Origin of the sequence: Ruminococcus bromii (genome assembly GCF_928721825.1) — a bacterium.
In the GTDB taxonomy this organism is placed as follows: domain Bacteria; phylum Bacillota; class Clostridia; order Oscillospirales; family Acutalibacteraceae; genus Ruminococcoides; species Ruminococcoides bromii.
Genome location: NZ_CAKMVP010000003.1, coordinates 1,238,933 through 1,252,615, shown reverse-complemented (window position 1 = coordinate 1,252,615; position 13,683 = coordinate 1,238,933). Strand labels below are relative to the sequence as shown.

The 13,683-nt window shown below is 41.9% G+C and carries 6 protein-coding genes, 5 tRNA genes, 3 rRNA genes, 1 pseudogene and 1 other annotated feature; of the genes and pseudogenes, 12 read left to right on the top strand and 3 right to left on the bottom strand.

The features are described from left to right. Window positions 1-106 precede the first annotated feature (106 nt). Window positions 107-304: an alpha/beta-type small acid-soluble spore protein gene (locus QDI94_RS06335; RefSeq protein WP_015522775.1), complete on the top strand. Its 198-nt coding sequence runs from the start codon at window positions 107-109 to the stop codon at window positions 302-304. Between the two features lie 138 nt (window positions 305-442). On the opposite strand, the gene QDI94_RS06330 is transcribed toward QDI94_RS06335, so the two are convergent. After that, window positions 443-1,795, bottom strand: a complete 1,353-nt coding sequence (locus tag QDI94_RS06330; RefSeq protein ID WP_278867962.1) for an ATP-binding protein — start codon at window positions 1,793-1,795, stop codon at window positions 443-445. 173 nt (window positions 1,796-1,968) lie between these two features. Beyond that, complete coding sequence (leuA, locus tag QDI94_RS06325; protein ID WP_101029103.1) at window positions 1,969-3,645, bottom strand: 2-isopropylmalate synthase; 1,677 nt, start codon at window positions 3,643-3,645, stop codon at window positions 1,969-1,971. Between the two features lie 45 nt (window positions 3,646-3,690). Beyond that, window positions 3,691-3,939: a binding site (T-box leader), on the bottom strand. Window positions 3,940-4,614: 675 nt separating this feature from the next. Between leuA and QDI94_RS06320 the strand changes: the two genes are divergently transcribed. The 11 genes from QDI94_RS06320 to QDI94_RS06270 all read left to right on the top strand — a co-directional run bounded on the left by QDI94_RS06320 (window position 4,615) and on the right by QDI94_RS06270 (window position 13,313). After that, a 16S ribosomal RNA gene (locus QDI94_RS06320) occupies window positions 4,615-6,144 on the top strand. A 112-nt stretch (window positions 6,145-6,256) separates the two neighbouring features. Beyond that, a tRNA-Ala gene (locus QDI94_RS06315) sits at window positions 6,257-6,332 on the top strand. 55 nt (window positions 6,333-6,387) lie between these two features. Then, a tRNA-Ile gene (locus tag QDI94_RS06310) sits at window positions 6,388-6,464 on the top strand. Between the two features lie 389 nt (window positions 6,465-6,853). Continuing rightward, a 23S ribosomal RNA gene (locus QDI94_RS06305) occupies window positions 6,854-9,683 on the top strand. 129 nt (window positions 9,684-9,812) lie between these two features. After that, window positions 9,813-9,888, top strand: a tRNA-Lys gene (locus QDI94_RS06300). Between the two features lie 58 nt (window positions 9,889-9,946). Continuing rightward, window positions 9,947-10,021 (top strand) — tRNA-Glu (locus QDI94_RS06295). A 41-nt stretch (window positions 10,022-10,062) separates the two neighbouring features. Next, window positions 10,063-10,179, top strand: a 5S ribosomal RNA gene (gene rrf, locus QDI94_RS06290). The 16S, 23S and 5S rRNA genes sit together here with 5 tRNA genes alongside, the layout of an rRNA operon. Before the next feature lie 36 nt (window positions 10,180-10,215). Beyond that, window positions 10,216-10,291, top strand: a tRNA-Asn gene (locus QDI94_RS06285). A 450-nt stretch (window positions 10,292-10,741) separates the two neighbouring features. Next, entirely contained in the window at window positions 10,742-11,287 is a 546-nt protein-coding gene (locus tag QDI94_RS06280; protein WP_278867959.1) for a starch-binding protein, read from the top strand. 94 nt (window positions 11,288-11,381) lie between these two features. After that, window positions 11,382-12,392 (top strand): leucine-rich repeat domain-containing protein, encoded by a 1,011-nt coding sequence (locus tag QDI94_RS06275; RefSeq protein ID WP_278419308.1) that lies wholly within the window; start codon window positions 11,382-11,384, stop codon window positions 12,390-12,392. A gap of 54 nt (window positions 12,393-12,446) precedes the next feature. Then, entirely contained in the window at window positions 12,447-13,313 is an 867-nt protein-coding gene (locus tag QDI94_RS06270; protein ID WP_278867957.1) for a leucine-rich repeat domain-containing protein, read from the top strand. A gap of 209 nt (window positions 13,314-13,522) precedes the next feature. On the opposite strand, the pseudogene QDI94_RS09905 reads toward QDI94_RS06270, so the two are convergent. Continuing rightward, window positions 13,523-13,651, bottom strand: a pseudogene (locus QDI94_RS09905) (transposase); the annotation flags it as partial. Window positions 13,652-13,683 lie beyond the last annotated feature (32 nt).

The window sequence follows — 13,683 nt, the reverse complement described above, 5'->3', positions numbered from 1 at the left end:
TTCATCGCTAACAATACTATTGCGGCGATGAAAACGGGATGCCGAAACGCCGCTTTATTGATAAATTTAACGAGATTTAAAAGTTTTGAAAAGGAGAAAACAAATTATGTCAAGCAATAACAATCAGATTAATGTACCTCAGGCAAAGGAAGCCATGGAACGCTTTAAGATGGAATGTGCCAACGAAGTAGGCGTAAACCTCAAACAGGGATATAACGGCGACATTTCCGCAAGAGAAGCAGGTTCTGTAGGCGGTCAGATGGTTAAAAAGATGATCGAGTCTTACGAAAACAGTATGAAATAAGCTTTAAAACCGATTTTCAGGGGCATATAGCTGTGTGTTAGCTGTATGTCCCTATTTTTCGCTCACAGGCTTATTATGGACGATTCAGAGCATAAAAAACAGGACTGCACATAAGCACAGTCCTGCAATTGCAGATTATCAAATATTTACAATATCAACATTAACTTTCAGATGTTCGGGAAGTGTTTCCTGTTTGAAAAACATTGACATATACCATGGATAATATGTTATGCCGTTTTCAATTTCCAAATTGCCCTTGCAGAACACAATACCGCTGTTTATGTTCCAACTCTGCTTTGCAATCAAGTTATCCAATGCCTTGTGTTTTGTGTAGTCATTGCCCGACTTAATTTCAATCGGTACGGCTGACTTACCTTTTTGAACGATAAAATCAATTTCACCGATATTCTTCTTATTGAAATATCTTAAAAGAAAACCGTTTGAAACAAGCTCCTGAGCAAATACATTTTCGAGAATGCTTCCCATATTAACGGACAAATCTCCCGACAGTATGTCAAACTGAATGTTTCCCATTGATGCGGCACAAAGCAGTCCCGTATCACACAAGAACAGTTTAAAAAGATTGTTCTGTAGGTTGAGCTCAAGCGGCAGTACGGGTTCGGTTATGTTGTAACAGGGGAGAGCAACTCCTGCGTCTGCAAGCCAGTTGAAACTTGTTTCGTATCTCAACATTCGTGCAGAATTTTTAATATCGGAAAGTGTAAATCTTCTGTTCCTGTCATTAAGCTGAGCGGGAATTAAATCAAAAATGCTCTTTATCTTCTCTTTGTTGTTGTCGGAATATTTTGAAATATCCTGTCTGTACAAGTCGAGAATATCTTTTTGAATTTTCAAGACCTCGCTGATGTCTTTTGTATCAACAAATTTCTGTACAACCGCAGGCATTCCGCCGACAATAATATAGTATTGAAAAAGCTTCAACATTGATTGATGAACTGCTTCCGTAACCATTTCTTTATTGTCGTAACATTTCTTTAAATATTCTATCGTTTGTGGCTGAATACCGTTTGCAGTTGCAAATTCTTCAAAATCAAGCGGATACATACGGTAGTTTTCTTCGTAACCGACGGGATAGGACTTTACTTCTTTATATCTTACTCCAAGCAGTGAACCCGATTCAATGTAATCAAACTGCCCGTCATCTACAAGAAATTTAATTGCCGTTCTTGCAGACGGACATTCCTGTATCTCGTCAAAGAAAATCAAAGTATCTCCCTTTACCAAGGGCTTTTGTGTGTATGCGGTTAGATTAATCAGTATCGTTTCAGCATTCAAATCTCCGTTGAAAATCTTTGCGGCATCGGGATTTGTGATGAAATTTATCTCGATAAAGTTTGAATAATTTTCTTCTGCAAATTTTCTTATAATATATGTTTTGCCGATTTGCCTTGCTCCTGTAATGAGCAGAGCTTTTTTATCGGGTGTATTTTTCCATTTTACTAAATGTTCATAGGCTTTTCTTTGAAGCATAAAATCACCTCTTAATTGTAGTGTAACATTATTCTTGAAAATATTCAATCATTTGTAACGAAATTCTTGATTTTTAAAGGTGATTTGTAACATTTTTCTAAACAGAGTGATTTAGAGCATAAAAAACAGGACTGCACATTCGCACAGCCCTGAAAATTGAATTGTTAAATTGATTAAGCCTCGGCTCTGTTGATTGCGTTGAGAACACCGAGTACCGATGCAACATTGACATTTGAATCAATGCCGATGCCGAAGATATTCTTTCCGTCAGGCTTTTTGAGTTCGATATATGAAACAGCCTTTGAGTCAGAACCCTGAGAAATTGCGTGCTGACTGTATGAGATGAACTCATACTTGTCAAGACCGACCTTTTTGATTGCATTGAAGAATGCGTCAATAGGACCGTTGCCGACACCACTGAGAGAAACCTCTTCGTTGCCGTTAATCTTCATCTTGCCCTTGAAGTGAACATAATCATTGCCGTTTTCGCTCTCTTCGTAAATCTTTCTGCTTGAGAGAACATATTTCTGCTTATGCTCAAGATAATTCTTCTCGAATACCTCAAACAACTCTTTCGGAATAAGCTCTCTGCCAAGCTCCTCGCATTTTGCCTGAACAAGCTTTGAAAATTCGGGATGCATTCTCTTCGGAAGGTCATAACCGAAGTTGTTGTTCATAACAAAGGCCGCACCGCCCTTACCGGACTGTGAGTTGATTCTGATAATCGGCTCATACTCTCTGCCGACATCGGCAGGGTCAATCGGAAGATACGGAATTTCCCAGTAATCTGTTCCGCTCTCTTTCATATACTTCATACCCTTGTTGATAGCGTCCTGATGTGAGCCCGAGAATGCAGTAAATACAAGCTCGCCGATATATGGCTGACGAGGATCAATCTTCATGTTTGTGCAACGCTCATAGATTTCACGGAGCTTTGGAAGATTTGAGAAGTCAAGCTTAGGATCAACGCCCTGTGTGAACATATTAAGTCCCATTGTAACGATATCCATATTACCTGTACGCTCACCGTTGCCGAAGAGTGTACCCTCAACTCTCTCAGCGCCTGCAAGCAATGCAAGTTCGCCTGCGGCAACACCGCATCCACGGTCATTGTGTGGGTGAATACTGATGATAGCGGCGTCACGATGTTTAAGATTTCTTACAAAGTATTCAATCTGATCTGCATATGTGTTCGGTGTACACATCTCAACAGTATTAGGAAGATTGACAATCAACTTGTTTTCGGCAGTCGAACCGAGTGCCTCGATAACCCTGTCGCAGATTTCAACAGCGTTTTCAGGCTCAGTACCGCTGAAGCTTTCGGGAGAATATTCAAATCTGAAGTTTGTATCTCCGTCATATTCATCCGTAAGCTGTTTAATAAGCTTTGCACCGTCAACGGCAATTTTGATTACGCCGTCCATATCTGTTTTGAAAACAACTTTTCTTTGGAGAGTTGAAGTTGAGTTGTAGAAATGAACGATAACATTCTTAGCACCCTTAACAGCCTCAAAAGTTTTTCTGATAAGATGCTCTCTTGCCTGAACAAGAACCTGAATTGTTACATCATCGGGAATGTGGTTGTTTTCGATAAGCTCACGGCAGATTTCGTATTCTGTTTCTGACGCACTCGGAAAACCGATTTCGATTTCCTTAAAGCCCATATCGCAAAGTGCATGGAAAAATTCGAGCTTTTCTTCAAGGTTCATAGGATCGACAAGTGCCTGATTACCGTCACGAAGGTCAACACTGCACCAGATAGGTGCTTTTGTTATAGTATTGTTTGGCCACTGTCTGTCCGGCAGATTGATCTGCTTAAAGGGAATGTACTTTTCAAATGATGGTTTCATATAATAACCTCCTGTTAAATAGCACAAAAAAATCGCCCCCCTAAACAAAGGGACGAATAAAATCCGTGGTACCACCCGTATTCAAGAACACATCACTGTGTTCTCCTTAAAGACTTCTGACAAAGTCCCGACCGATAACGCAGTCTTGCGTTTCGCATTACATATATATAGTATATACACTTCACACGAAAAACTCGGGGATGAGCTATCCATACAATGTTCCATGCTGACTCACACCAACCGTCAGCTCTCTTTGCCGGTTCATTTGCATCTTGTTCCCGTCAATGTTTTTAAGGGGATTCATTTGTTAATACTATTATATATATATATCCATTCTTTGTCAAGAAAATTGTTTTGAAAATCTGTCGAATAAAGTATTTAAAAAAAAGGGTGTATATAGTGAATTTTGGGATAAAATAAACAACAAGTGAGTTTAAAATGTAGAATTTGCTGATAATGTAAAAAAGATAAAAAAATTGTAAAAAAGGGGTTTACAAAAGAGGGAAGTGCTGATATAATATCAACTGTTGCGCTGAGAGGCGAGGCAGACAAGAGAAAACACAGACGGTGAAAGAGTGTGGAACGCACGGAAGTGGATAGTCAACATTCAGAAAGTAATCGAAAGTGTTGCTCGGTTTTGATTTTAAAAGCTGAAAAACTTTTTAAAAAACTTTTAAAAAGTGCTTGACAAAATCAAAACAGCGTAGTATAATAGCTCTTGCACTGCTGAGGTGTGCGACTTCAAATGAAGAAAGCAAACAAGCCTTGAAAGTGCGTAGGACCTTGAAAATTGAACAACGAGAAAATAGTAAAGAAACCCGTAATGACTTTGAGGAAAGCTCAAAGAATTACAGTGAGATGTACACTAAAAAGCATCAGGAATTACGGATATAGTCAGTGACATATTCGTCAATGAGCGATTAAAGCTCTGAAATTGATTTGAACAGTCGAAAGGCTGTTGAGATACAAATTTTAGAGAGTTTGATCCTGGCTCAGGACGAACGCTGGCGGCGTGCCTAACACATGCAAGTCGAACGGAACTGTTTTGAAAGATTTCTTCGGAATGAATTTGATTTAGTTTAGTGGCGGACGGGTGAGTAACGCGTGAGTAACCTGCCTTCAAGAGGGGGATAACATTCTGAAAAGAATGCTAATACCGCATGACATATCGGAATCACATGGTTTTGATATCAAAGATTTTATCGCTTGAAGATGGACTCGCGTCCGATTAGTTAGTTGGTGAGGTAACGGCTCACCAAGACCGCGATCGGTAGCCGGACTGAGAGGTTGAACGGCCACATTGGGACTGAGACACGGCCCAGACTCCTACGGGAGGCAGCAGTGGGGGATATTGCGCAATGGGGGCAACCCTGACGCAGCAACGCCGCGTGAAGGATGAAGGTTTTCGGATTGTAAACTTCTTTTATTAAGGACGAAAAATGACGGTACTTAATGAATAAGCTCCGGCTAACTACGTGCCAGCAGCCGCGGTAATACGTAGGGAGCAAGCGTTGTCCGGATTTACTGGGTGTAAAGGGTGCGTAGGCGGCTTTGCAAGTCAGATGTGAAATCTATGGGCTCAACCCATAAACTGCATTTGAAACTGTAGAGCTTGAGTGAAGTAGAGGCAGGCGGAATTCCCCGTGTAGCGGTGAAATGCGTAGAGATGGGGAGGAACACCAGTGGCGAAGGCGGCCTGCTGGGCTTTAACTGACGCTGAGGCACGAAAGCGTGGGTAGCAAACAGGATTAGATACCCTGGTAGTCCACGCTGTAAACGATGATTACTAGGTGTGGGGGGTCTGACCCCTTCCGTGCCGGAGTTAACACAATAAGTAATCCACCTGGGGAGTACGGCCGCAAGGTTGAAACTCAAAGGAATTGACGGGGGCCCGCACAAGCAGTGGAGTATGTGGTTTAATTCGAAGCAACGCGAAGAACCTTACCAGGTCTTGACATCCAACTAACGAAGTAGAGATACATTAGGTGCCCTTCGGGGAAAGTTGAGACAGGTGGTGCATGGTTGTCGTCAGCTCGTGTCGTGAGATGTTGGGTTAAGTCCCGCAACGAGCGCAACCCTTGCTATTAGTTGCTACGCAAGAGCACTCTAATAGGACTGCCGTTGACAAAACGGAGGAAGGTGGGGACGACGTCAAATCATCATGCCCCTTATGACCTGGGCTACACACGTACTACAATGGATGTTAACAGAGGGAAGCAAGACAGTGATGTGGAGCAAACCCCTAAAAACATTCTCAGTTCAGATTGCAGGCTGCAACCCGCCTGCATGAAGATGGAATTGCTAGTAATCGCGGATCAGAATGCCGCGGTGAATACGTTCCCGGGCCTTGTACACACCGCCCGTCACACCATGGGAGCCGGTAATACCCGAAGTCAGTAGTCCAACCTCGTGAGGACGCTGCCGAAGGTAGGATTGGCGACTGGGGTGAAGTCGTAACAAGGTAGCCGTATCGGAAGGTGCGGCTGGATCACCTCCTTTCTATGGAGACCAAACCAGATGAAACAAGCTGGTTTAAATTCCAAGGTCAGCATTACGAAAGATTTCTTTCAAAACTCGTTGTTTAATTTTCAGGGTCCTGCCCGAGATATACGGGGGTATAGCTCAGCTGGGAGAGCACCTGCTTTGCAAGCAGGGGGTCAGCGGTTCGATCCCGCTTATCTCCACCATGAAAAGCAACAGCTTTTCAACAACGGCTTAAGAAATAACGAGCCAAACCAATATGGGCTTATAGCTCAGCCGGTTAGAGCGCACGCCTGATAAGCGTGAGGTCGGTGGTTCGAGTCCACTTAAGCCCACCATATAGAAGAGCCGAGGTTCGGAGCCCGAAAATAACGACCGGCGAGGACTAAGATGTGAAAATCACGCAAGTGATTGAAACATATTAGACGAGTGGGAGTTATTTGAGGAGAAGCGAAGAACAACGAGGCTTGACATCATCAAGTCTAAAATCTCTTCTAAAAAGCACCTTGAAAACTGAATAAAGAAGCAGATAAAGCGAGAAAAGTATTAGTTATACAGGTAAACAAACTCAAATGATAATTTGAATGCGTAAACCATAGGTAAAAAATACTACAATTAAGCTTAAGGGTAATAAGAAGATTAGTTATAAATAAACTAAAGGCTTATTAAACTGCGAAAAGAGTAATTAACATTACAAGAAAAAGAAGAACCAAAGATATCTCATAATGGTCAAGCTACAAAGAGCACAAGGGGAATGCCTTGGCACCGAGAGCCGAAGAAGGACGTGACTAACTGCGATAAGCTGCGGGGAGCCGTAAGTGGGCTTTGATCCGCAGATTTCCGAATGGAGCAATCCGGCAAGAGGAAAGTCTTGTCATCATATACTGAATACATAGGTATATGAGGGGAACCGCCTGAACTGAAACATCTAAGTAGGGCGAGGAAGAGAAATCAACTGAGATTCCGTAAGTAGTGGCGAGCGAACGCGGAAGAGGCCAAACCGAGAGTAGTAATACTTTCGGGGTTCGGACAGAATACGGTATTGTAAAGGTTTAGTGGAATGGAATGGGAAGTCCAACCGAAGAAGGTGAGAGTCCTGTACACGAAAAGCCTGAACAGCCATCTGTATCCAGAGTACCGCCGGACACGTGAAACCCGGTGGGAATACGGGGGGACCATCCTCCAAGCCTAAATACTACTCGGTGACCGATAGTGAAGAAGTACTGTGAAGGAAAGGTGAAAAGTACCCCTGACGGGGAGTGAAAAAGAACCTGAAACCTTGTGTTTACAAGCACCGAAAGCTCATCAAAGAGCGATCGGGTACCTTTTGTAGAATGGTCCGGCGAGTGAATGTAACCGGCGAGGTTAAGCACTTAAGGTGTGAAGCCGCAGCGAGAGCAAGTCTGAAAAGGGCGTATGAAGTCGGTTGTATTCGACCCGAAACCGGGTGACCTACCCATGGTCAGGTTGAAGTAAAGGTAAAACTTTATGGAGGACCGAACCGACTCCCGTTGAAATGGTAGCGGATGAACTGTGGGTAGCGGAGAAATTCCAATCGAACCCGGAGATAGCTGGTTCTCTCCGAAATAGCTTTAGGGCTAGCCTTGAAATAGATTACCGGAGGTAAAGCACTGAATTGGCTAGGGGCCGAGAGGTTACTGAACCTTATCAAACTAAGAATGCCGGATAATCGTTTTTCAGGAGTCAGACAGTGGGAGATAAGTTTCATTGTCAAAAGGGAAACAGCCCAGACCCACAGCTAAGGTCCCCAAGTATAGTTAAGTGGAAAAGGATGTGGAATTGCACAGACAACCAGGATGTTGGCTTAGAAGCAGCCACTCATTAAAAGAGTGCGTAATAGCTCACTGGTCGAGTGACTCTGCGCCGAAAATTTAACGGGGCTAAACTATACACCGAAGCTTGGGATACATCTAATGTATGGTAGGAGAGCGTTCTGTATGGGGAGAAGTCGTAGCGAAAGCGGCGGTGGACTATACAGAAGTGAGAATGCCGGAATAAGTAGCGAGAATTAAGTGAGAATCTTAATGGCCGAAAGTCTAAGGTTTTTGGAGGAAGGTTCGTCCGCTCCAAGTAAGTCGGGAGCTAAGGTCAGGCCGAAAGGCGTAGCCGATGCACATACGGTTGATATTCCGTAACCATCTGTAATTTAAGCAAAGGGACACTTCAAAAGGGTGTGACCCGGGCGTTGGTTGACCCGGGCGTAAGGGACCGAAATTAGAGTAGGGAAGCACACTTAGCTGAAGGCGAGAAAAGCTTTGCGTATAGAAACAGATGCCCGTACCGCAAACCGACACAGGTGGACAGGAAGAGAATTCTAAGGCCAGCGGGAGAAGGGTAGTTAAGGAACTCGGCAAATTGACTCCGTAACTTCGGAATAAGGAGTGCTCGAAAGAGCCGCAGAGAATAGGCCCAGGCGACTGTTTAGCAAAAACACAGGTCTCTGCCAAATCGAAAGATGAAGTATAGGGGCTGACACCTGCCCGGTGCCGGAAGGTTAAGAGGAGGAGTGAGAGCTCCGAATTGAAGCCCCGGTAAACGGCGGCCGTAACTATAACGGTCCTAAGGTAGCGAAATTCCTTGTCGGGTAAGTTCCGACCCGCACGAATGGTGTAACGATCTGGGCACTGTCTCAACTACCCACCCGGCGAAATTGTAGTACCGGTGAAGATGCCGGTTACCTGCGGCAAGACGGAAAGACCCCATGGAGCTTTACTGTAGCCTGATATTGGGTTTCGGAAATCTATGTACAGGATAGGCGGGAGACTGGGAAACATGAGCGTCAGCTTGTGTGGAGTCGATGTTGGGATACCGCCCTTAGGTTTCTGGAATTCTAACCTGCGGCCGTGAAACCGGTCGGGGGACATTGTCAGGTGGGCAGTTTGACTGGGGCGGTCGCCTCCGAAAAGGTAACGGAGGCGCTCAAAGGTTAGCTCAGCACGGACGGAAACCGTGCCTCTGAGTGTAAACGCAAAAGCTAGCCTAACTGCGAGGGTGACGGCCCGAGCAGTAACGAAAGTTGGAGTTAGTGATCCGGCGGTATGTGAATGGAAATGCCGTCGCTCAACGGATAAAAGCTACCCTGGGGATAACAGGCTGATCTCCCCCAAGAGTCCACATCGACGGGGAGGTTTGGCACCTCGATGTCGGCTCATCACATCCTGGGGCTGTATTCGGTCCCAAGGGTTCGGCTGTTCGCCGATTAAAGTGGTACGCGAGCTGGGTTCAGAACGTCGCGAGACAGTTCGGTCCCTATCTGTCGTGGGCGCAGGATATTTGAGGAGCTCTGTCCTTAGTACGAGAGGACCGGGATGGACGTACCTCTGGTGCACCAGTTGTCATGCCAATGGCACAGCTGGGCAGCTATGTACGGAACGGATAAACGCTGAAAGCATCTAAGCGTGAAGCCGACTCCAAGATTAGATATCCCATCGTATAACGAGTAAGACCCCTTGAAGACTACGAGGTTGATAGGCTGCGTGTGTAAGTGCCGTGAGGCATTCAGCTTGGCAGTACTAATAGGTCGAGGGCTTGACCACAAGATTTCTTTGGTCAGCTGTGTAGTATATACTTTAACCCGATTGGTCATTCCAATATGAATTTAACTAATATCTCCTTAATCCTCTTCCTTTATTCAGTTTTCAGGGTGTTTGAAAGAACACAGAGATGCACCATTAGCTCAGTTGGTAGAGCACCTGACTCTTAATCAGGGTGTCCCGGGTTCGAGCCCCTGATGGTGCACCAAGAGAAGTTGCAGGGGCTAATGAGAGCAAAGACCATTAGCCTTTGTGACGAAAGACAAGGCTCGTTGGTCAAGCGGTTAAGACTCCGGCCTCTCACGCCGGCAACGCGGGTTCGATTCCCGCACGAGTCACCAAAAGGGTAAAAAGCTGAAAAGCTTTTATATACAAGAGAATAGTTGGTGTTGATGACGCTGAGGGTCCACCTGTTCCCATACCGAACACAGAAGTTAAGCTCAGTGGTGCCGAAAATACTTGGCTGGTGACGGCCCGGAAAGATAGGGAGATGCCAACACAAAGCATACACCCAAAAGGGTGTATTGCTCTATATTCCTCCATAGCTCAGTCGGTAGAGCGCATGACTGTTAATCATGATGTCACTGGTTCGAGCCCAGTTGGGGGAGCCACAACAGAGTAGTCTTTTGACTACTCTGTTTTCTTTTTTATCTAAATTTACTGTTAAATCGGGCGATAAGGTGAGCGTTAAGAAAACAGTCATGTGTACTGTTTTGGCTTAATGTCAATAGTTTGGCTAACTCGAAAAAACGGAATATATGAGAATTACAAGCGGCGGCGAATTAAGCTGTCGCTTGTTTTGTTGTAGAACTGATATGTTTGTTGGAAAACATATGTAAGATGCGGTTACGAAAACGCTTGAAATTTCTGCAGCCGTAAGCATTTCTTTTGAGAATGTAACCGTCAAAACAGCCACCGTGTAAATTCACGGTGGCTGAAATACTAATCAGGCACCCCATAAAATTCTGTGTAAATAATAATCCTTCAAGCAATAACAAAACAGCGGATTGGAGCTTGTAAAATAAAGTGTGTAAGTTAGGAAAATAACTTACACACTTTTCTTGACAAAGCCTCATATCTATTATTATAATGATGATGACCATAAACTCCCATTCCCAGGAGAGAAAATGTCGCCGGATGGAGGTAATAATTGGTATACCTACACAATATATGGTTTGGAGAATCCAAGGGTTATTTTTAATAACAACACTACCGATCCTGACACAAGGCAACAGCGTCCCGGTATTAATCAACCAGGAATAGAAATAATAGAAGATGAAATGTGGGTAGTAAATGAAACTGCATATAGCAAAAAACCACAGGGAATTACTGTTCATTTTTATCGTCCGGCTGATTGGGAGTATTGGGACACAAGAATTTACTTCTATGAAGATAATAATATTCTGATGTCATGGCCTGGTGCATTAATGAATAGTCAAATGTATGATAATTGGTTAACTTATACTATCTATGGTGTAGATAATCCTAAAGTAATATTCAATGATTCGAAGAATAAACAGATACCTGGTGTATTGCAACCTGGGCATTTGGTTACACAAGATGTGTGGTTTAAGGATAATATTTGGACAACATATGAACCAGATTAACTGATTCATTATAAATTTCTAAAGATGAATGAGCAATTATGTTTGCTCATTCATCTTTGAAATTAGTGCTACAAACTTTTGAAAGGTTTTATATATGAAAACAACTAGATTAATACGAGTAAATATAGTATTTGCAATATCTTTTTGTACAGTTTTTATTTTAATGTTTTCAAGTTGTAAAGAGCTATACCCTATAACAAAAACTGCTGAAGGATATACATTTGAAATTGATGAAAATCAAAACGCTACATTGATAAAAACCGATATATTGGCTGAAACCATTGAAATTCCTTCGGAAATTTCTTCATATAAAGTCAAAAAGCTAAGTTGTGTAGAAGAAGCTGCATTAGTTGGGGTGTCTCTTACAGGTGTATTTGAGGGAAATAATGTTGTAAAAGAAATTATAATACCTGAAGGAGTAGTGGAAACTTATGGCCCGGCTATAGCTAATTGCTATAATCTTGAAAAAATTACTATACCAGGCACAATGACGACATTTGACGTAGTGCGGTGTGATAATTTAAAGGAAGTGAACATTGTTGACGGAGATACTATTACCGAATCCTTTAGTTTCAGCGATTGTTCCGGGCTTGAAGAAATATACTTACCGAAGCAAATTAACAAAATCAGCACTAATGCTTTTGCTCGTTGCTATTCATTAAAAAATGTGAAGTTTTCAAAAAATGTTTATTGTATAGAGAGTGTGGCTTTCCAAGGATGTACTTCACTTACAAATATTGATTTACCCGACAAGCTATCAGAAATAGGTTCAAACGCTTTTCAATGGTGTACTTCTCTGCAAACTATTGATGTTCCGTCAAAGGTCAGGATTATTGAGAGCTGGACATTTGATGGTTGCAAATCTCTTGAAATAGTGAATTTGCCTGAGGACTTAATAAAAATAGGTGACGGAGCTTTTCGGGATTGCGTTTCTTTAGAGAGAATTAATGTCTATGATGAATGTGATTACATTGCGGACAACGCTTTTGATGGATGTGATAAACTTACAATCTGCGGAATAAAGGGTAGTTATGCAGAACAGTATGCAAAAAAACATAACATACCATTTGAAAAATTGGATACAACAATTCAGTCTGTAAATTAATAATTATCGGTTTGTTGATAATTAAAACTATATTTTTTACGAGAGAATTTTAATATGATGAAAAAAATAAAAAAATATAAACTACCTATCGGGATATTGTGCGTAGTGTTAGTGATATTTATATTGTTGCAAATCTTTTCAAGTGAACATTGGTGGTTTGGGTACACATATGAAACCGATGGATATACAAATAAATCGGCAACAATTGTAAAGATAAACTACCCGTCAGAGAAAGTTGTAATTCCTTCAACAATATTTTTCCATAAAGTAAATGCTTTAGGCGGATATGTTACAGGATACAATTTGTGGGGAGCAGAAAGGAAAGGAATGTTTGAGGATAACGATATAGTAAAAGAGATTGTTGTTTCTGAAGGGATAGAGTATATATTTAACAGATGTTTTGACCATTGTATTTCATTAGAAAGCATACAACTCCCAAGTACTATAAAACAATTCTCTTTTACGAATTGTGAAAGTCTGAAAAATGTTAATTTTAATGGTGATGTAAAAGAAATTGAAAGTTTATCATTTTCAGGCTGTTCTTCATTAGAAACGCTTGTAATTCCGGATAATATTGCTGATCGTGGAATAGCATACGGTGCTTTTTCCGGTTGCACATCACTAAAAAGTATAAATATTCCCGATAATATTACTGCAATACAACAATATACATTTAGTAATTGCATATCCTTAAAACAGTTAGTTTTGTCTAAAAATATTAAGAGCATTGAATGGGGTGCTTTTGAAAACTGCACCTTGCTGGAGAAAATTATCATTTACGATAAGGCAGAAGATATTGCGGATAATGCCTTTGAAGGTTGTGATAAGCTCACAATCTATGGAATAAAAGGCTCATATGCAGAACAATATGCAAATGAACACAATATACCTTTTGAAGAATTAAATAACATAGTTGACTGATTATATTTGTGGAGATTAAATAAAGTCAAATTTTAGAATTTAAATGCTGACAAGTTATAGCTTTTAATGCTATTAACTGTCGGCATTATTTTTTGCCCTTTTGCGTTGAAAGCAGAAAGGGCAATTATGATTTGTAGAAACAGGCTCAATGTCAATAGTTGGGGTAACCCGAAAAAACAGAATATATGAGAATTACAAGCGGCAGCGAATTAAGCTGTCGCTTGTTTTGTTGCAGAACTGATATGTTTGTTGGAAAACATATGTAAGATGCGGTTACGGAAACGCTTGAAATTTCTGTAGCCGTAAGCATTTCTTTTGAGAACTTTGATTTTGTTGTTGCGGCTCTATAATAAAAGTTGGGGTAGAAAAA

Coding starts and splice junctions, on each gene's coding strand:
- QDI94_RS06335 (WP_015522775.1), top strand. CDS start 107: ATGTCAAGCAATAACAATCAGATTAATGTACCTCAGGCAAAGGAAGCC.
- QDI94_RS06330 (WP_278867962.1), bottom strand. CDS start 1,795: ATGCTTCAAAGAAAAGCCTATGAACATTTAGTAAAATGGAAAAATACA.
- leuA (WP_101029103.1), bottom strand. CDS start 3,645: ATGAAACCATCATTTGAAAAGTACATTCCCTTTAAGCAGATCAATCTG.
- QDI94_RS06275 (WP_278419308.1), top strand. CDS start 11,382: ATGAAAACAACTAGATTAATACGAGTAAATATAGTATTTGCAATATCT.
- QDI94_RS06270 (WP_278867957.1), top strand. CDS start 12,447: ATGATGAAAAAAATAAAAAAATATAAACTACCTATCGGGATATTGTGC.